This is a genomic window from Isoptericola sp. NPDC056618 (genome assembly GCF_042792715.1).
In the GTDB taxonomy this organism is placed as follows: Bacteria; Actinomycetota; Actinomycetes; order Actinomycetales; family Cellulomonadaceae; genus Isoptericola; species Isoptericola nanjingensis.
On the sequence record NZ_JBHTVZ010000005.1, the window covers coordinates 233,245 to 257,734 of the forward strand.

Here is a 24,490-nt window from a genome sequence, read left to right on the forward strand (position 1 = left end):
TATAGGGAACATCCTTGTTGCGTAATCCAGGATGTCAAGCAAGGCAAGCCTCACAGGGCCCCCTCGAGGGCCCCGGTGTCGCGAACGTCACTCGTCGGTGACGATGCGGCCCTCGATGACCTCGCCCGGGCGGCCGCCCGCGCCCCCGCCGGACGCCTGCTGCCCGAGCTGGCGCAGCTTGAACCCGAGGGCGATCATCACGATCCCGATGATCACCGCGAACACGCCGATCACGATGGACAGGCCCACGATCGCGTCGGCCGGGTTGACGAAGCAGACCACCGCGAGCGCCAGCAGCAGCAGGCCCGCGAGCAGGTTCCACACCCACGACGCGCCGCCGCGCCCGCGCATGGCCGGGACGACGAACAGCTGCAGGAGGCCGAAGATCAGTGCCCAGACGGCCACGAGGATGAGGACGACGCCGAGGAACACCTTCGGCAGGAGCAGCAGCAGGGCGCCGAGCACCAGCGCGACGATCCCGACGCCCGTGTTCACCGAGCCCGCCGAGGTGCCGCGCCGCCGGATCCCGTCGACGATGCTCACCAGGCCGTCGACCAGCACGAACACCCCGAACACCTGGACGAGCAGCGTCGGCGTCTTGTCGGGCAGGAAGATCGCCAGGAGCCCGAAGAGCAGGGCGAGCACACCACGCACGACCGGCCAGTACCAGAGCCGCCGCGCCAGGGCTGCGACGTCCTGCGGCGGCGTGAACGCGTAGAAGGTCATGTCCGTCGAGCTCCTCGGTCGTACGAGCCTGCGCCGCCCGGCCGGGCGACGTCCGTAGAATCTTCCGGTGCCCACCTCGATCGCGCCATCGGGCGCGGACGGCGCCACGCCGTCCGCGCACTCTGCCGAGGACCCGCGCGCCGGCTCCGTCGATCCCGCTGCCGGGGCCGCCGTCCGCGTGCGGGGCCTGGTCAAACGCTACGACGGGCGCGACGTCGTCGCAGGTCTGGACCTCGTCGCCGACGCCGGGGCGGTGACGGCCGTGCTCGGGCCGAACGGCGCGGGCAAGACCACCACCATCGAGTGCTGCGAGGGCCTGCGCTCCCCCGACGGCGGCACGGTGCGCGTCCTCGGCCTCGACCCCGTGGCCGACGCCAGCGCGCTGCGCCCCCGCGTCGGCGTCATGCTGCAGGACGGCGGGCTGCCCACGGGCGCCCGCGCCGGCGAGGTCCTGCACCACGTCGCCTCCATGTACGCGGCGCCGCGGGACCTGGGCGAGCTCGGCGAGCGCCTGGGCCTCGGGTCGTTCGCCCGCACCACGGTGCGGCGGCTGTCCGGCGGGCAGCGCCAGCGGCTGTCCCTCGCGGCGGCGGTCGTCGGGCGGCCCGAGGTGGTGTTCCTCGACGAGCCGAGCGCGGGCATGGACCCGCAGAGCCGCCACGCCGTGTGGGACCTCGTGCGCGAGCTGCGCGACGAGGGCACCGCCGTCGTGCTCACGACGCACCTCATGGACGAGGCCGAGGACCTCGCCGACCGCGTGCACGTCGTCGACCACGGCCGCCTCATCGCCAGCGGCTCCGTGCCCGAGCTCCTCTCCCCCGACGCCCAGGACGACCGCACCCTGCGCTTCGACGCCGCCGCGGGCCTCGACCCCGCCGCCGTCGCGGCTGCCCTCGACGCCGCCGGCGAGCGCGGACCCTGGGCGGTCAGCGAGCCGCAACCCGGTTCGTACGTGGTCGCCGGCCCCGCCGGGCCGCGCACCCTGGCCGTCCTCACGGCCTGGCTCGCCGACCACGACGTCCTCGCGAGCCGCCTCACCGTGGGCCGGCGCACGCTGGAGGACGTCTTCCTCGACCTGACGGGACGGCACCTGCGATGACCACCACCACCCCGCACCCGACCAGCGGCACGAGCGGGCGCGGTGCCGCCGCCCCCGCGTGGCGCCGCGTGCTGTCCCAGACCGGGTTCGAGACGCGGGCCGTGCTGCGCAACGGCGAGCAGCTCCTCGTCACGATCGTGCTGCCGGTCATGGTGCTCCTCGGCCTGACGCGCACCAGCGTCGTCGAGATCGACACCGGCGGCCTGGACCGGATCGACTTCGTGACGCCGGGCGTGCTCGCGCTCGCCTGCGTCTCGACGGCGTTCACCTCGCAGGCCATCGCCACGGCGTTCGACCGCCGCAACGGCGTGCTGCGCCTCCTGGCGACGACGCCGCTCGGGCGGGGCGGGCTGCTCGCCGGCAAGCTGCTCGGCGTCCTGGCCGTCGAGGTCGTGCAGGTCGTCGTCATCGGGGCGGTCGCCCTCGCGCTGGGGTGGCACCCCGCGGCGGGCGGGATCCTCGCGGCCGTCGGCGTCGGTCTGCTCGGCACGGCCTGCTTCACCGCGCTGGCGCTCCTGCTCGCGGGCACGCTGCGCGCCGAGGGCGTGCTCGCTCTCGCGAACCTCGTCCTCGTGCTGCTCGTCGTGGGCGGCGGCCTGCTGGTGCCGCCGGGCCAGCTGCCCGGCCCCCTCGAACAGCTCGCGACGTTCCTGCCGTCCGGCGCGCTCGGCGAGGCGATGCGGGGCGCGCTGCTCGGCACCGGCGTACCCGCGCTCGCGCTCGTGGTGCTCGCCGCCTGGACCGCGCTGCTCGGGTGGGCCGCGGCCCGCTTCTTCCGCTGGCAGTGACCGGGCGCTGACACGACCGGGCCAACGTCACACCGTGGGGCGGCCGTCGCCGCCCGAACGGCCCGGACCGAGGGATAGCGTGGACCCGTGACCTCGCCGAGCCCCGCCGCGCCCGCCCCCGAGGCGGGTGCCGGCGCCACGCCCGACCGGACCGACCGCCCCGACCGCCTCGCCCGGTTCCGGCCCTGGACCCGCGGCGTGCTCCTGGCGAACGTCATCGGGCAGATCCTCGTCATCGGCACGGGCGGCGCGGTGCGGCTCACCGACTCCGGGCTCGGCTGCTCCACCTGGCCGATGTGCGAGCCGGGGCACTTCACGCCGGTGTTCCACGAGGCGTCCTCGATCCACTCGTTCGTCGAGTTCGGCAACCGGACCATGACGGGCGTGCTGAGCGTCATCGGCGTCATGGTGCTGGTCCTGGTGTGGACCGACCGGCGCCGGACCGAGTCGTACCGGGCCCTGGGCATCGTGCCCCTGGCGGGCGTGCTCACCCAGGCGGTCATCGGAGGCATCGTGGTGCTGCTGCACCTGCACCCCGGCTGGGTCTCCCTCCACTTCGGCGTCTCGGTCGCCCTCGTGTGGTTCAGCGCGTACCTGCTGCACCGGCACGGCGAGGGCGACGGGCCCCCGCAGCGCGTCGCGGGCCGCGGCGTCGCGACGACCGGCGCCCTGCTCGGCCTGCTGCTGATCCCGGTGGTGACGCTGGGCGTGCTCGTCACGGGCTCCGGCCCGCACTCGGGCGACACGGAGGTCGGCTACCGGCTGGCGCTCGACCCGCTGACCATGACGCGGGCGCACTCCGAGTCCGTGTGGCTGTTCCTCATCACCCTCGTCGTGCTCCTGGTGCTGCTGCACCGGCGGCCGGCCGGCCCGCGGGTCGCGGCCGCGCGCAAGGGCGCGTGGGTGCTGCTCGCGGTCACGCTGTCGCAGGGCCTCGTCGGCTACGTGCAGTACTTCACCGGCCTGCCCGAGATCCTCGTCGGCGTGCACCTGGTGGGCGCCGGCTGCCTCGCCTGGGCCACCGCGAACGCCGTCCTGAAGCTGCGCACCCGCGCCTGACGCCGCCTCCGGGCCCCCGCCGCGCTACGGTGCAGGCGTGCGCATCGAGGTCGACGGCCGCCCCGCGACGGCCGAGCAGGTCGCGTCCACGGACGGCCACTTCACCGCGATGCAGGTGCGCGGCGGCGGGGTCCAGGGCCTGGGCCACCACCTGACCCGGCTCGACGCCGCGCACCGCGAGATCTTCGGTCTGCCGCTCGACGGCGACCGCGTCCGCAGGCTCCTCCGGCACGCGCTCGCCGGTCAGGACGACGCCTCGGTCCGCGTCGTGCTGCGCGACCCCGAGCGCGTCGCCGTCCAGGTGGGCGAGCCTCGCCTCCCCCCGACCCGTCCGCAGCGCCTGCGCTCCGTGCCGTACCTGCGCCCGTTCGCGCACCTCAAGCACCTGGGCGGCTTCGCGCAGGCGCAGTGGGCGCGGCAGGTCGGGCGCGAAGGGTACGACGACGCGCTGCTCGTCGGCCCGGACGGCGCCGTCGCGGAGTCGACCATCGCGAACGTCGGCGTGCTCGGGCCCGACGGCGACGTGCTGTGGCCCGACGCCCCGCACCTGCGCGGCACCGGCCTCGCGCTGGTCGCGGAGACGACGCCGACCCGGACCGGTCCCGTGCACCTCGACGACCTGCGCAGCGCCTCCGGGGCGTTCCTCGTCAACTCCATCGGCATCGTCGCCGTCGCGTCCGTCGACGGGAGGGACCTCCCGGACGCGACCGCGCGGGTGGAGGCGATCCGGCGCGGGGTGGCCGCCCTCCCCTGGGAGGCGCCGTAGCCGCGGGCGGACGGGCGCGTGACAGCCGAGGCGAGCGCGTGACAGCGCCGTGACAGCGCGTTGGGAGCGGCACCGCGCACGGTGGTGCCATGACCACCACCGCGATCGAGGCCGAGGGCCTCGTCAAGACCTTCGGCGACAACCGCGCCGTGGACGGGGTCGACCTCGAGGTCGCCACCGGCACGGTCTACGGGGTCCTCGGCCCGAACGGCGCCGGGAAGACCACCACGATCCGCATGCTCGCGACGCTCCTGCGGCCCGACGCCGGCCGGGCGTCCGTCTTCGGCCACGACGTGTCGCGCGAGCCGTTCGTCGTGCGCCAGCTCATCGGAGTCACGGGGCAGTACGCGTCCGTCGACGAGACGCTCAGCGCCACCGAGAACCTCCTGCTGTTCTGCCGGCTCAACGGGCTCAAGGGGTCCGCCGCGACGCGACGCACCCGCGACCTGCTCGAGGAGTTCAGCCTCACCGACGCCGCCGCGCGCCCGCTGAAGAACTTCTCCGGCGGCATGCGGCGCCGGCTCGACCTGGCGGCGAGCCTCATCGCCCAGCCCCCGCTCCTCTTCCTGGACGAGCCGACCACCGGCCTCGACCCGCGCACCCGCGCCCAGATGTGGGAGACCATCCGCCGCCTCGTCGCGACGGGCTCGACCGTGCTGCTCACCACGCAGTACCTCGACGAGGCCGACCAGCTCGCCGACCGCATCGCCGTGATCGACCGCGGCCGCGTGGTCGCCGAGGGCACCGGGGACGAGCTCAAGTCGTCGGTCGGCCAGCAGTCGCTGCAGCTCGCCCTCGTGCGGCCCGACGACGCCCCGGCCGCCCAGGCGGCCGTGCAGGACGTGCTCGGTGTCGCCGCGACGGTCTCCCCCGAGGCGCGCCGTCTCACCGTGCCCGTCGCCGACCCGGCCCGCGTCACCGACCTGCTGGTCCGCCTGCGCGGCGCCGGCGTCGACCTCGACGGGCTGTCGATGGACAAGCCGACCCTCGACGAGGTGTTCCTGACGCTGACCGGCCACGACGCCACCGACCAGTCCACGACCGACCGAGCCGCCGGCTCCCCCGAGCTCGAGGAGATCTCCGCATGACCACCCTCACCACCGCCGCCGCGCCCGTGGCGCCCGGGGAACGCATCGTCCCCGGCGCCGAGCGCACCCTGCGCAACCGCGTGACCGCCGGGCAGGCCGTCTCCGACTCCCTGGCCATGGCGCGCCGCGGCCTCATCAAGATCCGCCGGACGCCGGAACAGCTGATCGACGTCACGGTGCAGCCGATCATCTTCACGCTGATGTTCACGTACATCTTCGGCGGGGCGATCTCCGGCAGCATCGCGGCCTACCTGCCGGTCATCATCCCCGGCATCCTCGTGCAGACCGTCATCACGGCCTCCGCCGTCACCGGCACCCAGCTGCGCGAGGACATGGACAAGGGCGTGTTCGACCGGTTCAAGTCGTTGCCCATCGCTCGCATCGCCCCGCTCGCCGGGGCCCTGGTCGCGGACCTCGTCCGCTACCTCATCGCGACGACGCTCACGATCGTCATGGGCCTGGTCATGGGCTGGCGCCCGGGCGGCGGCGTCGGCGGCGTGCTGCTCGCCGGCCTGCTCGTCATCGTGTGCGCCTGGTCCCTCAGCTGGATCTTCGCGTTCTTCGGCGTCATCGGCCGGTCCGCGTCGTCGGTGCAGGGCATCTCGTTCCTGGTGCTCTTCCCGCTGACGTTCCTGTCCAACGCGTTCGTCCCCGTGGACACGATGCCCGGCTGGCTGCAGGGCTTCGTCAACGTGAACCCGGTGTCGCACCTCGTGACCGCGGTCCGCGACCTCGCCAGCACCGGCAGCGTGACCGGTCAGGTCGGCATCGCGCTGCTGAGCTGCGCCGTCGTCGTGGCCGTCTTCGCCCCGCTCGCCGTGCGGAGCTACATGAAGAAGGCCTGACCAGGCCCGTCCGGCCCGGGCGCCTGGTCCGTCTCCGCCGCGAGACGGACCAGGAGCTCGTCCGCGCGCGCCACCAGGTCGTCGCGGTCGAGGGCGTCCGCCCGCCGCCCGCCCGCGCGGACGATCTCCGCCCCGCGCTCGCCGAGGGCGTCGGCCACCTCCGCCCGCAGGCGGTCGAGCCGCAGGGCGGGCAGGTCCTGGCGCGCGCCCAGGCGGCCCGCGAGCGCCAGCAGCTCCGCGCCGTCGGCGGCGCGGCCGTCGTGGTCCTCGGCGGTGCCGACCGACGACGCACCGCCGAGGCAGGCCCAGCAGGCGACGCCCACCGACGACGTCGCGAGCACCGGCCGGTCGACGAACCCGCGCCCGTCGCCCCGCAGGCGCCTCCCCACGTCGACGATCCGGCGCACGAGACCGCCGTCGTCGACCCCCGCCTGCACCCGGCGCACGAGGGTGGCCGACGCGAGCAGCAGGAACCACGGCGCGGCGTCGCCCTGCGGCTGGCCGGTTCCGAACGTCTCCAGCGCCCGCGCGAGGCGGGCGAGCGCCTCGCCGCGGTCGCCGCGCGCCCACGCCAGCTCGCCACGCCCCAGCTCGACGACGCCGCGCGCCTGCGCCTCCCGGCCGTCGTGGCCGCCCTCGGCGGCAGGGACCATGGACTCGACGACGGCCTCGGCGACCTCGAGACGGTCCAGGGAGAGGGCGGTGCCCAGCTCGATCCACCGCACCTGCCACTGCATCTCCTCGGCGCCGATCGCCGCGACGCCGTCCTTCGCGGCGGCGACCCAGCGAGCCCCCTCCTCGGCCTCGCCGCGCTCCGTCAGGAACGAGGCGAGGACCATCGCCGTCATGGCCGAGGCAGCGGCGTCGTCGATCCCGCGCGCCACCTCGTGCGCGGCCCGGGCCAGCTCCACGGCGCGCGCGATCTCGCCGTCGTTCTCCCGCTGCTGGGCCTCGAACATGTGGCCGATCAGCGCCGTGTACGCGTCCTCGGACGCCTGCAGCCGGGCGAGCACGCCGAGCGACTCCTCGGGGGTCCGCGCCAGGACGAGGTCGGCGAGCTCGCGCGTGCGGGAGCCGACGGCCCGGCTGGAGCGCAGGAGGCGACGCAGCCGCCCCAGCGGGCGGGCCGCCGTCCCCGGCACCCCGAAGACCGAGGCCGCGGCGATCGCCTCGAGCGCGATGGCGGTGGCGTCCGCGTGCTCCTCGGGCACCGGCCACCCCTCGAGAGCGTGCAGCACGCCCGGCAGCAGGCCGACGACCCGCTCCTCGGCGCCGCGCACCGCCCAGCTCCCGAGCAGCGCGACGAAGCCGTGCACCACGGCGTCGGGCCGGCCCAGGTCCATCGCGCGCCGCACCGCGAACAGCAGGTTCTCCTGCTCCCGGCCGAGCTCCACGACCGCGTCGCGCTGACGCGGGCTCAGCAGCCGCGAGGCGCACCGCCGGGACACCGTCAGCGACCACGCGAGCACGGCCGCCTCGGCGGCCGCCACCTCCCCGGCCGCGGCGAGCCGCAGCAGCCCGAACTCCCGCACGGTCTCGACCATCCGGTACCGGGTCGCTCCGTCGGCCTCCTCGACGCGCACGAGGGACTGCAGCTCCAGCGTCGTGACGTCGTCGTCCACCTGCCACCCGGGCACGTCGGGCAGCAGGGCGCGCGCCGCCTCCGCCGAGAATCCGTCGGGCAGCGTCGCGGCACGCCGCCACAGCGCCTGCTGCCCGGCCGTGAGCAGGTTCCAGCTCCAGTCGAGCACGGCCTCGAGCGTGCGGTGCCGGTCGGGCACCGAGCGGTCGCGCACGCGGAGCAGGGCGAACCGCTCGTCGAGCCGCGCCTCGACCTCGGCGACGCTGAGGGTCCGCACGCGCGCGGCCGCCAGCTCGATGGCCAGCGGGAGCCCGTCCAGGCGGTCGCAGAGGCGCGCGACGGCCGCGCGGTCCAGCAGGGCGTCGGGACGCACCGCGCGGGCCCGCTCGACGAACAGGCGCACCGCGGGGCCGCCGTCCTCCTCGTCCGGGTCGGCGCCGAGAGGCGCGGGCGCGTACGTCGACTCCTCCTCCAGCAGCAGCGGCGTCCGGCTGGTGGCCAGCACCCGCAGCCGCGGCGAGACGTCCAGCAGCGCGCCGGCCCAGCGGGCGGCTCCCTCGACGACGTGCTCGCAGTTGTCCAGCACGACGAGCGCGTCGGCGTCGCGCAGCCGTGCGGCGACCTGGCTCGCCAGGTCGCCGGCCTGGAGCCGGTCGGCCAGGCGCAGGGTGGTCGAGCCGGGTGCCACGCCCAGCGCGTCGGCGAGCGCCAGGACGACGTCGTCGTCGGCGCGCACGCCGACCAGCTCGACGACGACCACGAGGCCGGTGCCGGCGACCGCGCGGCGCGCCACCTCCTGCGCGAGCCGCGTCTTGCCCAGCCCGCCCGGCCCCAGGACGGTGACGAGCCGGGCCGTCCCGAGGGCGTCGCGCACGGCGGCGACGTCGGCCTCCCGGCCCAGCAGCGGCGTCGGGTAGCGCCGGAGGCCGCGGGCCGTCCCGGCCACCGCCCTACCCGGGGTCTCGGCTGCTCCCGTACCGGTCGGCGCGGGCGACGGCGGGACCGTGGCCGGGGTCGGCGTCGGCGTCGGCGCCGTCGGCGTGCCCTCCGCGGCGACGTCTGCGGCGAGCCGCTCGTAGAGCGCGACGGTGGCGGGTCCGGGCTCGCTGCCCAGCTCGCGCACCAGGACCGACCGCAGGCGGGTGAAGACGCGCAGCGCCTCCGCAGGCCGGCCGAGCCCGCCCAGGGCGCCCATGAGCGCGCGGGCGGCGTCCTCGTCCGTGGGGTCCGCGGCGACGTCCGCGCCGGCGACCTCGGCGACGACCGCGTGCTGGCCGGCGGCCTCTGCCGCGTCGCGGCGCACCAGCCGCAGCTCGTCGCGCCACCGCTGCGCGACGGTCGCGAGCTCGCGCGCGACGTCGGCGAACTCGCCGCCCTCGAGGTCTCCGCCGGGTGTGCCCGCCCACAGGCACAGGGCGTCCTCCGCGGTCGCCTGGGCGGCGGCCGGGTCGCCCGAGACGACCTCGCGGCGCGCCCGGGTCAGCCCGTCGCGCACCCGGTCCAGGTCGGAGGCGACGCCCAGGGCGTAGCCGGTCTCCGTCGCGCGCACGACACCGCGACCGGCGACCGCCCGCAGCCGGGAGACCAGGTTCTGGAGCGCGGCCCGCGGGTCGCCGGGCAGCGACTCCTGCCACAGCCGGTCGACGAGGCCGCCGGAGGAGACGCCCCGGGGCCCCGCGAGCGCCAGGAGCGCGACCAGCGCCGCGGCGCGAGCCCCGCGGGGAGCGCGCTCGGCGCCGTCCGGACCCGCGACCCGGACCGGGCCGAGGACCCGCACCGCGGGCGCGCCCGCGGGCACGTCGGGAGCGGGTTCAGGGGCGTCACGCACGCCTGTGGAGCCTACCGGCCGCTCAGGCGCCCCGTCGCGACGGCCAGGGCGCGTCCGCCGGCCGCAGCGACGCCCACCCGCCCGCACGGCTCGCGGCGGCGGCGAGGACGCCCACCACGGCGGACGGGTTGTGCAGGCTGCCGTCGAGCACCCGGGCGACCGCCTCGTCTAGAGGCACCCACCGGAGCTCGATCTCGGCCTCCTCGCCCGTGCGCGCGTGCCGGTCCGCGTCGGGTACCTGGCCGAGGCCGCGGGCGAGGAAGACGCGCACCGTCTCGTCGCTGCTGCCGGGCGACGACGCGAAGTCGGCCAGCACGTGCCATCGCGCGGCGGTGGTGTCGGTCTCCTCCGCGAGCTCGCGCGCGGCCGCCTCCGCCGGCGGCTCGCCGGCGACGTCGAGGAGCCCGGCCGGGACCTCCCACATCCGGGACCGCACCGGGTGCCGGTACTGCCGCAGCAGCAGGACCCGGTCGGCGTCGTCGAGCGCGACGACCGCGACCGCGCCCGGGTGCACCACGTACTCCCGGGTCACCGTCCCCGCGGCGCCGAGGTCGACGTCGTCGCGCACCAGGTCGACGATGCGGCCACGCTGCAGCACCTCGTGCCGCAGCACCGGCCGCGGGGCCCGCTCGTCCGCGACGGACGGGCCCGCCCCGCCGACGGGCGCCGTCACGCGCCCTGGCGCTCGAGCGCCGCCGCGACCAGCCCCGAGAAGAGCGGGTGCGAGCGGGTGGGGCGCGACTTGAACTCCGGGTGCGCCTGGGTGCTCACGTAGTACGGGTGCACGTCGGCGGGCAGCTCCACGAACTCCACGAGCTGCGCGTCGGGCGACGTGCCGGAGAACACCAGGCCCGCCTCCTCGAGCTGCGCGCGGTACGCGTTGTTGACCTCGTACCGGTGGCGGTGGCGCTCCGACACCCGCTCGCTGCCGTACGCCTTGGCGACGACGGAGCCGGCCCCGAGGTGGGCGTCGTACGCGCCGAGGCGCATGGTGCCGCCCAGGTCGCCCTCGCCGCCCACGATCGCGAGCTGCTCGGCCATCGTCGCGATGACCGGGTGCGTGCTGTTCGGGTCGAACTCCGTCGACGAGGCGTCCTCGAGGTCGAGCACGTTGCGCGCGTACTCGATGACCATCGACTGCAACCCCAGGCAGATGCCCAGCGTCGGCACGAGGTTCTCGCGCGCCCAGCGCAGCGCGCCGACCTTGCCGTCGATGCCGCGCACGCCGAAGCCGCCGGGCACGAGCACCGCGTCGACGCCCTCGAGCGCCTCCTGCGCGCCCTCGGGCGTCTGGCAGTCATCGGCGGCCACCCACCGGATGCCGACCTTCGCGTCGTTGTCGAAGCCGCCGGCGCGCAGCGCCTCGGTCACCGACAGGTACGCGTCGGGCAGGTCGATGTACTTGCCCACGAGGGCGATCTCGACGTTGTGCTCCGGCTCGTGCACGCGCTCCAGGAGCTGGCTCCAGCCGTCCCAGTCGACGTCGTGGAAGGGCAGGTCGAGGCGGCGCACGACGTAGGCGTCCAGGCCCTCGGCGTGCAGCACGCGGGGGATGTCGTAGATGCTCGGCGCGTCGACGGCGTTGACGACGGCCTCGTTGTCCACGTCGCACATGAGCGCGATCTTGCGCTTGATGGGCTCCGGGACCACGCGGTCGGCCCGCAGCACGATCGCGTCCGGCTGGATACCGATCGACCGCAGCGCGGCCACCGAGTGCTGGGTCGGCTTGGTCTTCAGCTCGCCCGACGGGCCGATGTAGGGCACGAGCGAGACGTGCAGGAAGAAGCAGTCGTCACGGCCGAGCTCGTGCCGCACCTGGCGCGCGGCCTCGAGGAACGGCTGGGACTCGATGTCGCCGACGGTGCCGCCGATCTCGGTGATGATCACGTCGACGTCGGGGCCGGCCTGGTCGCGCATGCGCGACTTGATCTCGTCCGTGATGTGCGGGATCACCTGGACCGTGTCGCCCAGGTACTCGCCGCGGCGCTCCTTGGCGATCACGCGGGAGTAGACCTGTCCGGTGGTGACGTTCGAGGAGGCCGGCAGCTCCACGTCGAGGAATCGCTCGTAGTGGCCGATGTCGAGGTCGGTCTCGGCGCCGTCCTCGGTGACGAACACCTCGCCGTGCTGGAACGGGTTCATCGTGCCCGGGTCCACGTTGAGGTACGGGTCGAGCTTCTGCATCGTGACCCGCAGGCCGCGCGAGCGCAGCAGGCGCCCGAGCGAGGAGGCGGTGAGTCCCTTGCCGAGCGACGACGCCACACCGCCCGTCACGAAGATGTGCCGTGTCTGGTGCGTCGCACCCGTGCGGCTGGAGGAGCGGGGCTGGAGTCTGTTCGCGGTGTCGGCCACGGAACTCCATCCTAACAGCGGGTCGGACGGCGGCACGCGGACCGCGCGGTGCGCCTGGTCACTCCGTGGGTCGGTCGGCCGGTTCCGCGGCCTCGGCAGGCTCGTCAGTGTCCTCGGTGGGCGCGGGGCCGCGCCGGCGCACGATCCCCGTCACGGCGGACCGGTCGGCCAGCAGGAAGCCGCCCACGACGACGACGCCCCCGACCACGGCGGCGAGCACCCCGACGCCCAGCGCCGGGAGGATCGTGGCGTCCGCCGGGAGCAGCGCGCCCGACACCAGCGACCCCGCCCAGGCACCGAGCCCGGTCGCGACGACGAGCACGACGAGGGTCCGCGGGACCCCCCGCAGCGCCTCGCGTCCGGCGTACCGGCCCACGGCCGCGAGCAGGCCCGCCCCGGCGACCGTCATGCCCAGCGCCGTGGCCAGACCGAGCTGGGCGAGCACGCCCGCCTGGTCCCGGACTCCCGTCGCGGCGGGCAGGGCGAACGCCGCCACGGCCACGACCAGCCACCCGGCCGCCGTGACGACCACCGCCACCCGTTGGTGGTCGATCGCGTACAGCGCCCGCGACAGGTGCAGGATCAGCGCGAACCCGACGATCCCCGGCGCCATCCACGCGACGGCGTCACCGAGCCCGGCCACCGACCCGCTCGCGATGCGGGCGAACACCGCCTCCACGGCCCCGGACGCGGCGACGAGCGCCCCCACGCCCAGCCCGGACACGACGAGCAGGGTCCGGGTGGTCGTGGCGAGCAGGCCGCGGAACCGGTCGCGGCGCCCGTGCGCCACGTGCTCGGCGAGCCGCGGGAACGCGCTCGTCGCGAGCGGGAACGCCAGCACGGCGTACGGCAGCAGGTAGACCTGCTGGGCGAACGTGTACGTGGGGAACGTCTGCTCCGGCCCGAACTGGAACGCCGCCCCCATCACGGCGAGCACGGACAGCTGCTGCGCCACCAGCGCGCCGACGCCCGCCAGCGCGAGGTTGCGGGCACGGACACCCTCGCCCCCGGGGAAGCGCAGCGTGGGGCGCAGCCGCGTCCCCGTCCGGAGCACCGGGAGCACGAGCGGCAGCGCGAGGAACGCGACGCCCGCCGTCGTGCCCCAGCCCAGCCAGCCGATCGCCGTCGTGGAGAGCGCCGCGACGTCGCCCTGGTCCCCGTCGGCCATGCCGACGAACACGAGGTAGACGGCGATCACGGCGAGGCTGGACAACAGCGGCGCGAACGCCTGCCAGAAGAAGCGCTTGTGGGCCTGCAGGATGCCGCCGAGCACCACCGCGAGCCCGTACAGCGGCACCTGGAGCGCGAACGTCCGCACGAAGGTGGCGGTGACGTCCACGAGCTCGGGGTGCTTGTCCCCCATGAGGAGCGACGCGATCGGCCCGGCGAGGATCGCGAGCAGGGCACCGAGCGGGACCAGGACGGCGAGGGTCCAGCCGAGCAGCGCCGAGGCCACGCCGGAGGTCTCCTTCGCGGAACGTCGCGCGATCGGTCCTGCCAGCAGCGGGACGACGGCACCTGCGAGGGCGCCGCCCGCCGCCACCTCGAACAGGACGTTCGGCAGCTGGTTCGCCGCGCTGTAGGCCGAGCCCACGCCCTCGGTACCCACCGCCCACGACAGGACGAGCGACCGGGCGAACCCGACCAGCCTGCTCGCCACCGTCACGACGGTGATCATCGCGGCGGCGCCGGCGAGCGTCTGGGTCGCCGCCCGCAGCCCGCCCGGGCGCGACGTCATGGGTTCACTCCCCCGCGGCGGGTTCCTGCGCCGGGTCCTGCTCCTGGGCCTCTGCCGGGCGGCGACCCCAGCCGTCCGCGGCGCGCAGCCACGGCGTGCGCTCGATGACGGCGGAGAAGCTCAAGCGCTCGGACGCGAGCGTGAGCCCGACGACGGACGCCAGCGCGGCGAGCCGCACCGCGCGCGGGGCGCCGAACGCCCACTGCGCGCCGACCAGCGCGCCGAGCGCGTTCGCGCCGCCGTCGCCCAGCATGTCCCGCTCGGCGAGGTCGCCGGAGGCCGCGACGGCGGCCGCCCCGAGGACGACACCGGTCGCCGCGCCCGCGGAGCCGCCCGCGACGGGCAGGCTCAGGGCCGCCGACGCCTTGAGCGCCCGGCCGGGACGCAGGTCGAGGAGGTTGAGCAGGTTGGCCGTGCCCGCGACGAGGGCGCCGTTCACCGCGACGTCCAGCAGGTGCCCCGCCGCGCCACCGGCCCGTCGGGTGCCGACCGCGGCGCCGACGAGCGCCGTCCCGCCGATGCCGAGCACCTTGAGCCCGCCGGTCGTGAGGCGGCCCTCGGCGAGCGCGCCGAGGTGTCCCCGCAGCCCCTTGACGCGCGTGCTCGTGTCCTCGGCGAGGTCGTCCACGAGCCCGAACGCTGCCGCGCCGGCGGTCGCGAGCGCGGCGCCGGCCCGCTCCCGGCCGCCGCCCGTGGCGAGCGTCCCGGCGACGAGCCCGGCCGCGACGGCCGGGCCCTCGAGCATGCTCACCGGCTCGCCGCGGTGGTTGGTGCGGGTCCAGCGCGCGGCGCCGCCGGGCGGGTCGGTGTCGAGGGCTCGCCGGGCGAGCGCCGTGCTCGCGGCCGCGACGACCGCGCCGCGCAGCAGCGCGCCCACGCCGGTCATCAGCCGTCCCCCTGCGTCTCGCCCTGCTCGACCACCGGCGGGAGGACGGACGCGCCCTCCTCGAAGCCGTACTGGTCGACGGCGCCGGCGTCCTGGGCGGCGATGGCGAGCGGCACGACGATCTGCCCCGTCGTCTGCTCCACGCCGCTGACCGTGCTCACCAGGTCCGAGAGCCCGTCGTCGGCACGGATCGTGGCGATCAGGTCGCCGTCGCGCGTCGTCGGCCCGGCCACCACCGAGGTCCCCGCGATCTCCGCGGACGTCCCCGCGAGCGCGGCGAGCGCGCCCATCCCGGTCTGCTCCGGGTCGGCGTCCTGCGTCTGCTCCTCCTCGTCGGCACCGGTGGCGCCGCTCGACAGCAGCAGGATCGCGTCCGCGGGCGCGCTCGGCTCGGCCACCTGCTCGACGAGGCCCACCTGCTCCAGGAGATGCTGCTGCTCGAGGGCTGCCTCGCTGAACGCGGACGGGCCCGCGGAACCCGAGGAGTCGGTGAGCGCCACGGTGAGCGACGCGGCGAGCAGCTCGGCCGGGCCGGAGTCCTCGTCGATCACGCCCTCGACGGCGCCGGCGGGGAGCTTCTCGCGCAGCCCGTCCGCGACGGTCTCCCGCATGGTCAGCTCGTCCGCCGACGTCCACGACGCGGCCAGCCGCTCCTGCGCGACGACCGTGCCGTCCGCCGCCTCCAGCTGGTCCAGCACGGCCTTGCGGTTCGCGTCGCTCACCTCGTCCACCTCGACCACGGCGACGTTCATCCCCGCGAGCGACCCGGCGACGAGCTGGTCGCCGGCGCTCTCGATGAAGCGCCGCTGGTCCTGTGCCGTGGTCTGCGCCTGCCCGAGCTCCTCGCGCAGGGTGTTGCGCTCGTTGCGCAGCGCGTCGACCTGCTCGGTGAGCTGGTCCCCGAGGGTGCCCTGGAGCGGGCCGGCACCGAGGATGATGCCCACCGCGAGGGCGAGGAAGACGGAGATCAGCGAGACGAGGTGATACCTGAAGTCGATCACGGTCGGCAGAGGTTCCTTGTCAGGTCGGAGCGGTCGGGTCGGGTCGGGTCGAGCAGGATGCCGGGAGGGCGCGCAGGGGGCGTCACCCGCCGAAGAGGCTACCCACCCAGGAGACGAGGTCGTCGATCCGGGCACCGATCAGCCCGAAGAGCGTCTGCCCCGCCGCGGTGGACCACAGCGCCGCGACGACGGCAGCCACGCCCGCCAGGGACAGCAGCGTGAGCTGCAGGTTCGAGATCCGGGTGCGGTACAGCCGGGACACGCCCTTGGCGTCCACGAGCTTGCCGCCCACGCGCAGCCGGGTGAGGAAGGTGCTGGCCATGCCCGCCCGCCCCTTGTCGAGGAACTCGACCAGCGTGGCGTGCGTACCGACCGCGACGATCAGCTCGGCCCCCTTGTCGTCCGCGAGGAGCATGGCGATGTCCTCGCTGGTCCCCGTCGCGGGGAACACCACGGGATCGACGCCGAGCGCCTGCACGCGGTCCAACCCGGGCGAGTTGCCGTCGCGGTACGCGTGCACCACGATCTCCGCCCCCGACGACAGCGCACGGTCGGACACCGAGTCCATGTCGCCGACGATCATGTCCGGCTTCCAGCCCGCGTCGATGATCGCGTCGGCGCCGCCGTCGACGCCGACCAGCACCGGCCGGTTCTCCGTGATGTAGGACCGCAGCATCGCCAGGTCCTCGCGGTAGTGGTAGCCGCGCACGACGATCAGCACGTGCCGGCCCTCGAACTTCGTCCGCACGTCCGGCACGCCGACGCCGTCGAGCAGGAGGTCCCGCTCCCGACGCAGGTACGTCATCGTGTTCTCGGCGAAGTTCTCGATCTCCTCCGACAGCCCCTCGCGCGCCGCGACCATGTCCGCCGCGACGGTCTCCGGGGACTGGCGGACGCCCTCCGCCACGGTGGTGCCGTCGACGACCACGGTGCCGCCGTCGATCCGCACCGCGGCGCCCTCGGGCAGCGCCATCACGGCGGGGCCCAGGTCGTCGACCAGCGTGATGCCCGCGTCGACGAGGATGCCCGGCCCCGCGTTCGGGTAGCGGCCCGACGTCGAGCGGGCGGCGTTCAGCACCGCCGCCGGGCCGACCGCCACCAGCGCGTCCGCCGCGACACGGTCGATGTCGACGTGGTCGATGACGGCCACGTCGCCGGCGTGCAGGCGCTTGGTCAGGTCCTTGGTCCGCGTACCGACCCGGGCGGGCCCTGTCACGTCGGTGCTCTCGTCGCCGGCGTCGGGCGCACGCTCGGACTTGCGCAGGATCATTCTCATCGCCCCTATCGTCCCACGGTGGAGGACTCCAGGAGCTCGACCGCGTGCTGACGGGCGGTCGCGGACTCCTCCTGCCCCGAGAGCATCCGCGCCAGCTCGCGGACCCGCGCGTCGTCCGTGACCTCGCGCACGCCCGTCACCGTGACGCCGGCCCGGTCGTCGGGATCGCCGTCGGCACCGCCGTCGGGGGTGGACTTCGTCACCACCAGGTGCGAGTCCGCGAACGCGGCCACCTGGGCGAGGTGCGTCACGACGACGACCTGCGTGCTGCGCGCGAGCACCGCCAGGCGCCGCCCGACCTCGACCGCCGCGCGACCTCCGACCCCGGCGTCGACCTCGTCGAAGACGAACGTCGGCAGGGGCGCCGCGGCCCGGCCCGAGGCCGCGCCGGCCCCGGCCTCGACGCGCGCGGTCGCGAGCGCCACCTCGACCGCGAGCATCACCCGGGACAGCTCGCCGCCCGACGCGCCCTTGCCCAGCGGGCGGGCGGGCGCGCCGGGGTGCGGCTCGAGGAGGAACGCGACCTGGTCGGCGCCCCATGGCCCGGGCTCGTCGGCGGGCGCGACGTCGACGACGAGCCGCGCGCCCTTCATGGCCAGCCCCGACAGCTCCTGCGTCACCGCGTCCGAGAGGGCCTCCGCGGCCTTGCGCCGGCCGGTCGTCAGCCGCTCCGCCGCGCCCGCGAGCTCGGCGTCCAGCTCGGCGGTGCGCTCGCGCATCCCGGCGAGGCGCTCGCCGCCGTCGTCCAGGTCGAGCAGCCGCAGACCCGCGTCGCTCGCCCACCGCAGCACGTCGTCGATGGTCTCGCCGTAGCTCCGGGTGAGCGTCGTGAGCTCCGCGAGGCGCGCGTGCGCGGTCTCGAGGCCCGCCGGGTCCGCCTGCAGGTCGTCCACGTACGACGACAGCTCGGTCGCGACGTCGGCGAGGAGGTACCCCGCCTCGGCGAGCCGGGTCGCGTGGCCGCCGAGCGTCGGGTCGTCGGCGGCCGCCGCCTCCAGCGCCCGACGCGCGCGCTCGACCGCCTCCACCGCACTGCCCGCCGTCTCCACGTCGTCGCCCGCGACGGCGTCGTGCGCCTCCTGGGCCGCGACGCGCAGCTGCTCGGCGTTGCCCAGGCGCCCGACGAGGGCCGTGAGCTCGGCGTCCTCCCCCGACTGCGGGTCCACGCGCTCCACCTCGGCCAGGCCGAGCCGCAGGAGCTCCGCCTCCCGGGCGCGCTCGGCGGCCCGCGCGGTGAGGTCGTCGATCTCCGCCTGCAGCCCGGCACGCTCGGACCACGCCGCCCGGTAGGTGTCGAGGTCGTCCTGGTGGTCGGGTCCCGCGAAGGAGTCCAGCGCCTCGCGCTGCTTGGCCGCCGTGCGCAGGCGCAGCTGGTCGGCCTGACCGTGCACGGTCACGAGCTCGTCCGCGATCTCCGCGAGCACCGCCTGCGGCACGCCGCGCCCGCCCAGGTGGGCGCGGGAGCGGCCGGCCGCCGCGACGGTGCGGAGCACCACGACGGTCCCGTCGTCGTCGACCTCGCCGCCCGCCTCGTCGACCCGGGCGGCGACGCCCGGGTGCGCGGCGACGCGGAGCCGACCCTCGACGACGGCGCCGTCCGCGCCGGGTCGGACCGCGGCGGGGTCGGCCTTGCCGCCCATGAGCAGGCCCAGCCCGGTGAGCACCATCGTCTTTCCCGCGCCCGTCTCGCCCGTGATGACGGTCAGCCCGTCGGCCAGGGGCACCCGGGCGGCGCGGATCACGCCCAGGTTCTCGATCGCGATCTCCTCGAGCACCTCACGCCTCCTTGTCGTGCTCGTCGAGCTTCTCGTCGTCGCCCGGCCCGGGCGCCGGCGCCCGATGGTCCGGACGCTGGGCCGCCAGCTCGCGCCAGCCGACGACCGGCAACGAGAACTTGGACACCAGCCGGTCGGTGAAGGGCGCGGGCGAGAGCCGTGCGAACCGCAGCGGCAGCGCGCCGCGCCGCACCTCCACGAACGACCCGACCGGCAGGTCGATGCGCCGCCGGCCGTCGCAGGTCAGCACCGCCGGGACCGGGCTGCGCTCGAGCACCTTGACCGTGTACGTGGACCGGGGGCCGATCACCAGGGGGCGCGCGAACAGGGCGTGCGCCGACAGGGGCACCAGCAGCACCCCGTCCACCTCGGGCCACATCACCGGCCCGCCCGCGGAGAACGCGTGCGCCGTCGACCCGGTCGCCGTGGACATCACCACGCCGTCGCAGCCGAACGACGAGAGCGGGCGACCGTCGACGGCGATGCCGACCTCGACCATGCGCTCGCGCCGCGCCTTCTCCACGGTCGCCTCGTTGAGGGCCCACCCCGTCCGGGGGGTCTCCTCCCCCGGCAGGTGCACGGCGACGTCGACGACGGCGCGCTCCTCGACCTCGTAGTCGCGGGCGGCCAGCCGCCGCACGGCGTGCCGCAGGTCGTCGCGCTCGCTCTCGGCGAGGAAGCCGACGTGCCCCAGGTTGACCCCCAGGAGAGGGACCCCGGTGCCGTGCGTGAGCTCAGCAGCCCGCAGGATCGTGCCGTCGCCGCCCAGGACCATGACGGCCTCGGAGTCGGTGACGCCCTCGCGGACGCGCGCCGCGGCCATGTGGTCGCCGAACGACTCGGCGAGGTCGTCGTCGTGCAGGGCCACCTCGAAGCCCGCCTCGGTGAGCTCGCGCACGGCCTCGGAGAGCGCCGCCACGGCCTCCGGGCGGCCCCCGTGGGTGACGATCAGGACTCGGCGGCTCACTGTGCTCCTCCGACAGGCGGGACAGGCAGGACGGGCGGGACGGACGGCGGCGTGCCGGGGTCGCCGGGCCGCCAGGCGACGGCGGCGGCCACGGCCTCGTCGGCCGGCTCGGCGGCGGACGACGACGACCCGCCGTCGGGCCGGAACCAGCAGAAGTACTCGCGGTTGCCGCTGGGCCCCGGCAGCGGGCTCGGCACCACCGCGCGCGCCCGCAGGCCGTGCCCGGCCGCGGCCCGCAGGACGGCGAGCACGGCCTCGGCGTGCAGGGTCGGGTCGCGGACGACGCCGCCGCTGCCGAGCCGCTCCCGCCCGACCTCGAACTGCGGCTTCACCAGCAGCAGGGCGTGGCCTTCCGGGGAGAGCGCCGCGGCGAGCGGCCCCAGCACGAGCGTGAGGGAGATGAAGGACAGGTCCCCCACGACGACGTCGGGGGCGCGCTCCAGGTCGGCCGGCGTGAGGTCGCGCAGGTTGAACCCCTCGACGACCGTGACCCGCGGGTCGGTCCGCAGCGCCGGCACGAGCTGGTCGTGCCCGACGTCGAGGGCCACCACGTGCCGTGCGCCCCGGCGCAGCAGGACGTCCGTGAAGCCGCCGGTCGAGGCGCCGACGTCCAGGCACCACCCGTCGTCGACCGCTCGCAGCAGCTCCTGGCCGGCAGGGTCGGCGGCGAGCGCGTCCAGCGCGCCGGCCAGCTTGCCCCCGGCGCGCGACGCGTACCCCGGGTCCTCGGGATCCGCGTGCACCGCGACGGGCGCGCCGTCGGGCACCGGCGTGGAGGGCTTCGTGACCACGCGACCGTCGAGCCGCACGCGTCCCGCGTCGATCAGCTCCACCGCCTGGCGCCTCGAGCGGGCCAGGCCGCGGCGGACGAGCTCCGCGTCCATCCGCGCGTCCGTGCGTGCCACCGCCGTCAACGCCGTGGCCCCGCGTCCGGGCCCTCGTCCTGCACCCCGTCCGGCCCGGTGCCCGGCGCGCCGTCGAGGCGCGCGCGCAGCACGTCGTGCACCGCGGTGAAGCGCTCCACGTGCTCGGCGAGGGGGAGGTCGTCCAGGCCCTCGAGCTCGTCGACGCCGGGCACCGGGCCGGTCCCGGGGCCGCCAGGAGGCCGAGGGGTCGGCCGGGCCACGGCAGGGGCATCGGCAGCGGGGTCGTCCGCCGACGCTCCGGGCGTCGACTGATCCTGCGTCATGGTCCCTCCCTACCGCTCGCGGTCTCTTCGCCAGCACCTTGACGGGTGCGCGCGGACCGCCGGTCCGAGGGGCGGCTGGTCGCGCAGGTGTGCCGCCGTCCGAGGTCCGGGTCCACGCTACCTGCTGGCGCGGACGTCCCGTGCACGACGCACAGCCCGCGACCAGGTCCGTGGCCGGCGCCCGAGCCGTCGGCCGTCGTCGCGTCCGTCCGGCGGGAGCGCGTCACCCCGCGCCCGCTCGTCACGCCTCGGTCAGGCGTGCAGCTCGGGGACGGTCGACGCCGACGCCGGGGCGTCCCGGTCCGCGGCGTCCCAGGCAGCCGCGCAGGCCGCGCGGACGACGTCGATCCCGTGGGGCCCCTCTCGATCGAGCTCCAGCGCTCCGTCCACGACCCGCGCCGCGCGGCCCTCGCACGTCCACCAGCCCTCGGCGGTCCGCTCCGGGACGGGGTGCGGCTCGAGCAGGGCACGGAGGTCGGCGCCGACGAAGTCCGGGCGCAGGCCGGGCTCGGCCAGCACGGCGTCGCGTGCCGTGGACACTCCCGTGAGCACGTGCAGGCCGGGGTAGCCGCCGGCGCGCGCGCCGGCGAGGTCGGTGTCGAGGCGGTCGCCGATCACCAGCGGCCGCTCCGCGCCCGCCCGGTCGACCGCCAGGCGGTACATCGTGGGCGACGGCTTGCCCGCGCTGTCCGGCTCGACACCTGTCGCGGCCACGACCGCGCCGACGAGCGCGCCGTTGCCGGGAGCGAAGCCGCGCGCCGTCGGGAGCGACAGGTCGAGGTTGCTCGCCACGTGCCAGGCTCCGGCGGCCACGGCGTAGGCCGCCTCGGCCAGGTCGCTCCAGGCCAGGCCCGCCGCGTAGCCCTGGGCCACCGCGTCGGGGGCGTCGTCCGCGGAGTCGACGACCGTCAGCCCCACGGCGGCGACCGCCGTCCTCAGACCCGCCCCGCCGACGACGAGGACCCGGGCGCCCGGCTCCAGCCGCGTGCGCAGCAGCGCCGCGCACGCCTGGGCCGCCGTCATGACCTCGTCCGCGCCCGTCGGGATGTCCAGGCCCGTGAGCTGGCCGGCCACCTCCTCCGGCTCGCGCGACGCGTTGTTCGTCACGAAGACCAGCCGGAGCCCCGCGGTCCGTGCCGCCGTCAGGCTGTCCGCGGCGTGCGGGATGGGCAGGTGGCCCTTGTACGCGACGCCGTCGAGGTCGACCAGCGCCAGATCGTGCGCCGACGCGAGCGGGACGGTGCTGCCCGACAGGGTCGCCGTCATGCCTGGCTCGCGTCCGGGGCGCCGGCCTCCGTGTCCGACTCGGCCCCCGCCGCCGGCTCCGTCCGAGCGGCCTCCGGCTCGTCGGCGTCAGCTTCGGGCTCGGCGGAGCTGCCGGCCCCGTCGGAGTCGGCGCGCTCCTCGGCGTCGTCCGCGTCCCCGCTCGGGGCGGGCGGACCGGCGAGGTCGTCGTCCTCCGAGTCGTCCTCCGTGTCGAGGTCCTCGTCCACGGCGTCCTCGTCGTACGTGTCGTACACGACGACGTCCTCCGACTCCTGCGGCAGGCCGGACGCCCGCTCGAGCTCGGCCGGGTCGACCCCTGCGAGGATCCGTGCCGCCTCGTCCTCACGGCCCGCCGCCTCCAGGGCGGCCGCCCGTGCCTGCAGCACCCGGAGGCCCAGGTCTCCCCGCCGCTCGGCGGCGGGGATCCGGTCGAGCACGGCGAGCGCGGCGTCGTGCTCCCCGAGGTCGCTCCGTGCTCCGCTCGCGACGATGGCGAGCTCGGTGCGCCCCTCGGCGTCGAGCGTCCGCGCCTCCTCGCTCGCGGCGAGAGCCAGGGCGCGCTCCGGCCGCCCGAGGCCGCGCTCCGCGTCCGCCATCAACGGCAGGTGCTCGGAGGAGCCGTTGAGGCGCCGAACCGTGCGCAGCTCGCGCAGCGCCTCCGCGAACCGCCCGGTGCGGTACGCCGCGATCCCCGCGGCTTCCCGGACCACGTCCACCCGGCCTCCGCGACGCACCGCCGCCTGGGCGTGCTCGTAGGCACGCTCCGGGTCGACGTCGAGGAGCCGCCCCGCCATCACGAGGTGCAGGCCGATGCGCTCGGCGTTCTCCTTCGTCAGGCCGCGCAGGCGCCCCCGGACGTCGCGGCTGAGCTGACCCATCGACGCATCCTCGGCGATCTCGGGCTCGACGACGCGCGGGCGTCGCTCGGCACCGGCCGCCGGGCGGGCGGTTCGTCCGCCGCCTGCGCGGCCCTGCCCCTCTCCGCCGCGCGGTCCGGTCGTCGGACCGCGAGAGCCGGCACCGTGGGACCCGGCACCACGGGAGCCCGGCCGCGGACCACCGCTCCTGCCGTCGCGCTGCGCCGGACGGTCGCTCCCGTAGCCGCGATCACCCCGGCCGTCCGAGCGTCCCCGATCCCCCGCGTACCCGCGACGGTCACCCGACCCCGCCCGGTCGTCCCGCCCGCGGTCCCGGGACGACGGACCCCGGTCGTCGCGGTCGTCGCTGCGGCCTCGCGCATCGTGCTGCCCGGCCCGTCGGGAGAAGTCGCCCCGATCGCGACCGTCGTCCTGGCTCGGACGGCGCTCCACACCGCGGCGGGCGCCGCCGCGCTCGTCCCGACGGTCGTACCCGTCACGAGACTGCTCGCGACCGCGCGAGGGCCGCTCCTCCCGGCGGTCGCGGGACGTGGGGCCGCGACGGTCCCCTGAGTCACGGGACGAACGCTCTGTACGGCGGTCGTCGCCGTACGCGCGCCCGCCCTCGGGCCGCCGTCCGGAACGCTCCCGGTCGCCTCGCTCGCGGTCGGCGGGACGACCGCGACGCTCCGCCGCACGGTCGTCCGGGCGACCCCTGCCGCCGTAGCCGCCTCGGCCGTCCCGCGCCGCGTCGCCTCGCGCCGGACGTCCCTCGCCCTGCCGGCGCTGCGTGCCCTCGCGCTGCGGACGCTCACCGCGTCCGCCCGAGGAGGCCTGCGAGCCTCGGTTCCCGTTCCGCGAACTCCCGCGCGCGCCCCCTTCACGGGACGACGATGCACGACCCCCCGCACCGCCCTTGCTCTCGTCCCGCGATGAATCGTTCACGGTCTTCCTTTCCGACGCCGACACGACCGGTATTCTCCCACGCCACACCCTCGGAAGAGTGGTCGCGAAGCCTCCTCCGGATGTGATGGCAGGCACGGGGTCGAGCCCTCACGATCCATGCCACCACGAGCCCTGCGCCCGTGCCAGACGCACGTGGTCCGCGGCAGCGCCGACCATGTGCTGCGCATGACGGGCTGCGCGGAAGTCGGGCGCGTCGAAGCCCGAGCGGCCCCTGAGCGAAGCCGTCCGATCACGACGTGCTCGCAGAGCAGCGGACCCTGTGGTCGTCTCCGCACCACGCGTGCGCGCACACGTCACAGGACACGACGCGCACCCGGCGCACCCGGCGCAGCTCACCGCACCCGGGTATGCGAAAGGCCCACCCCGGGGTGGGGTGGGCCTTTCGTGAATGGGTGTCCGGCGGCGTCCTACTCTCCCACCCCCTCGCGAGGGCAGT

Annotated in this window: 20 protein-coding genes; 6 read left to right on the forward strand and 14 right to left on the reverse strand. The window is 76.0% G+C overall.

What is annotated here, in order from left to right; translation table 11 throughout:
* Nucleotides 1–87: 87 nt before the first annotated feature.
* On the reverse strand, nucleotides 88–726 hold the full coding sequence (locus ACFQ8T_RS09680; RefSeq protein ID WP_430546321.1) for an HdeD family acid-resistance protein: 639 nt from the start codon (nucleotides 724–726) through the stop codon (nucleotides 88–90).
* Between the two features lie 178 nt (nucleotides 727–904).
* Between ACFQ8T_RS09680 and ACFQ8T_RS09685 the strand changes: the two genes are divergently transcribed.
* The 6 genes from ACFQ8T_RS09685 (at nucleotide 905) to ACFQ8T_RS09710 (ending at nucleotide 6,371) form a co-directional block, all read left to right on the forward strand.
* Entirely contained in the window at nucleotides 905–1,825 is a 921-nt protein-coding gene (locus tag ACFQ8T_RS09685; RefSeq protein ID WP_430546347.1) for an ABC transporter ATP-binding protein, read from the forward strand.
* Nucleotides 1,822–2,613 (forward strand): ABC transporter permease, encoded by a 792-nt coding sequence (locus ACFQ8T_RS09690; protein WP_430546322.1) that lies wholly within the window; start codon nucleotides 1,822–1,824, stop codon nucleotides 2,611–2,613. The genes ACFQ8T_RS09685 and ACFQ8T_RS09690 overlap by 4 nt, the downstream gene beginning before the upstream one ends.
* Before the next feature lie 87 nt (nucleotides 2,614–2,700).
* Nucleotides 2,701–3,672, forward strand: a complete 972-nt coding sequence (locus ACFQ8T_RS09695) for a heme A synthase (RefSeq protein ID WP_430546323.1) — start codon at nucleotides 2,701–2,703, stop codon at nucleotides 3,670–3,672.
* Between the two features lie 37 nt (nucleotides 3,673–3,709).
* On the forward strand, nucleotides 3,710–4,438 hold the full coding sequence (locus ACFQ8T_RS09700) for an aminotransferase class IV (RefSeq protein ID WP_430546324.1): 729 nt from the start codon (nucleotides 3,710–3,712) through the stop codon (nucleotides 4,436–4,438).
* A gap of 89 nt (nucleotides 4,439–4,527) precedes the next feature.
* Nucleotides 4,528–5,526, forward strand: coding sequence for an ATP-binding cassette domain-containing protein (locus tag ACFQ8T_RS09705; RefSeq protein ID WP_430546325.1), 999 nt, complete (start codon nucleotides 4,528–4,530; stop codon nucleotides 5,524–5,526).
* A complete protein-coding gene (locus ACFQ8T_RS09710; RefSeq protein ID WP_430546326.1) occupies nucleotides 5,523–6,371 on the forward strand; it encodes an ABC transporter permease in 849 nt (282 codons plus the stop codon). Before ACFQ8T_RS09705 ends, ACFQ8T_RS09710 begins: the two co-directional genes overlap by 4 nt.
* On the opposite strand, the gene ACFQ8T_RS09715 is transcribed toward ACFQ8T_RS09710, so the two are convergent.
* The 13 genes from ACFQ8T_RS09715 to ACFQ8T_RS09775 all read right to left on the reverse strand — a co-directional run bounded on the left by ACFQ8T_RS09715 (nucleotide 6,353) and on the right by ACFQ8T_RS09775 (nucleotide 23,109).
* Entirely contained in the window at nucleotides 6,353–9,781 is a 3,429-nt protein-coding gene (locus ACFQ8T_RS09715; RefSeq protein ID WP_430546327.1) for a BTAD domain-containing putative transcriptional regulator, read from the reverse strand. The two genes, ACFQ8T_RS09710 and ACFQ8T_RS09715, sit on opposite strands and share 19 nt — an antisense overlap.
* A gap of 22 nt (nucleotides 9,782–9,803) precedes the next feature.
* Entirely contained in the window at nucleotides 9,804–10,454 is a 651-nt protein-coding gene (locus tag ACFQ8T_RS09720; protein WP_430546328.1) for an NUDIX domain-containing protein, read from the reverse strand.
* Nucleotides 10,451–12,133, reverse strand: a complete 1,683-nt coding sequence (locus ACFQ8T_RS09725) for a CTP synthase (protein ID WP_430546329.1) — start codon at nucleotides 12,131–12,133, stop codon at nucleotides 10,451–10,453. Before ACFQ8T_RS09725 ends, ACFQ8T_RS09720 begins: the two co-directional genes overlap by 4 nt.
* A 58-nt stretch (nucleotides 12,134–12,191) precedes the next feature.
* The gene (gene murJ / locus ACFQ8T_RS09730) at nucleotides 12,192–13,871 is read right to left on the reverse strand and encodes a murein biosynthesis integral membrane protein MurJ (protein ID WP_430546330.1); all 1,680 of its coding nucleotides are present in this window, start codon (nucleotides 13,869–13,871) and stop codon (nucleotides 12,192–12,194) included.
* A gap of 4 nt (nucleotides 13,872–13,875) precedes the next feature.
* On the reverse strand, nucleotides 13,876–14,757 hold the full coding sequence (locus ACFQ8T_RS09735; RefSeq protein ID WP_430546331.1) for a hypothetical protein: 882 nt from the start codon (nucleotides 14,755–14,757) through the stop codon (nucleotides 13,876–13,878).
* The gene (locus tag ACFQ8T_RS09740) at nucleotides 14,757–15,758 is read right to left on the reverse strand and encodes a copper transporter (protein ID WP_430546332.1); all 1,002 of its coding nucleotides are present in this window, start codon (nucleotides 15,756–15,758) and stop codon (nucleotides 14,757–14,759) included. Before ACFQ8T_RS09740 ends, ACFQ8T_RS09735 begins: the two co-directional genes overlap by 1 nt.
* An 82-nt stretch (nucleotides 15,759–15,840) precedes the next feature.
* The gene (gene steA, locus ACFQ8T_RS09745; RefSeq protein WP_430546333.1) at nucleotides 15,841–17,034 is read right to left on the reverse strand and encodes a putative cytokinetic ring protein SteA; all 1,194 of its coding nucleotides are present in this window, start codon (nucleotides 17,032–17,034) and stop codon (nucleotides 15,841–15,843) included.
* 5 nt (nucleotides 17,035–17,039) lie between these two features.
* Nucleotides 17,040–18,809: a DNA repair protein RecN gene (recN, locus tag ACFQ8T_RS09750; protein WP_430546334.1), complete on the reverse strand. Its 1,770-nt coding sequence runs from the start codon at nucleotides 18,807–18,809 to the stop codon at nucleotides 17,040–17,042.
* Nucleotide 18,810: 1 nt separating this feature from the next.
* A complete protein-coding gene (locus ACFQ8T_RS09755) occupies nucleotides 18,811–19,776 on the reverse strand; it encodes an NAD kinase (protein ID WP_430546335.1) in 966 nt (321 codons plus the stop codon).
* Nucleotides 19,773–20,681 carry a TlyA family RNA methyltransferase gene (locus ACFQ8T_RS09760; protein ID WP_430546336.1) on the reverse strand — a complete coding sequence of 303 codons (909 nt, stop codon included), beginning with the start codon at nucleotides 20,679–20,681 and terminating at the stop codon, nucleotides 19,773–19,775. Before ACFQ8T_RS09760 ends, ACFQ8T_RS09755 begins: the two co-directional genes overlap by 4 nt.
* 5 nt (nucleotides 20,682–20,686) lie before the next feature.
* Nucleotides 20,687–20,965: a hypothetical protein gene (locus ACFQ8T_RS09765; RefSeq protein ID WP_430546337.1), complete on the reverse strand. Its 279-nt coding sequence runs from the start codon at nucleotides 20,963–20,965 to the stop codon at nucleotides 20,687–20,689.
* 252 nt (nucleotides 20,966–21,217) lie between these two features.
* Entirely contained in the window at nucleotides 21,218–22,231 is a 1,014-nt protein-coding gene (locus ACFQ8T_RS09770; RefSeq protein ID WP_430546338.1) for an HAD-IIA family hydrolase, read from the reverse strand.
* A complete protein-coding gene (locus tag ACFQ8T_RS09775) occupies nucleotides 22,228–23,109 on the reverse strand; it encodes a hypothetical protein (RefSeq protein WP_430546339.1) in 882 nt (293 codons plus the stop codon). Before ACFQ8T_RS09775 ends, ACFQ8T_RS09770 begins: the two co-directional genes overlap by 4 nt.
* Between the last annotated feature and the right edge of the window lie 1,381 nt (nucleotides 23,110–24,490).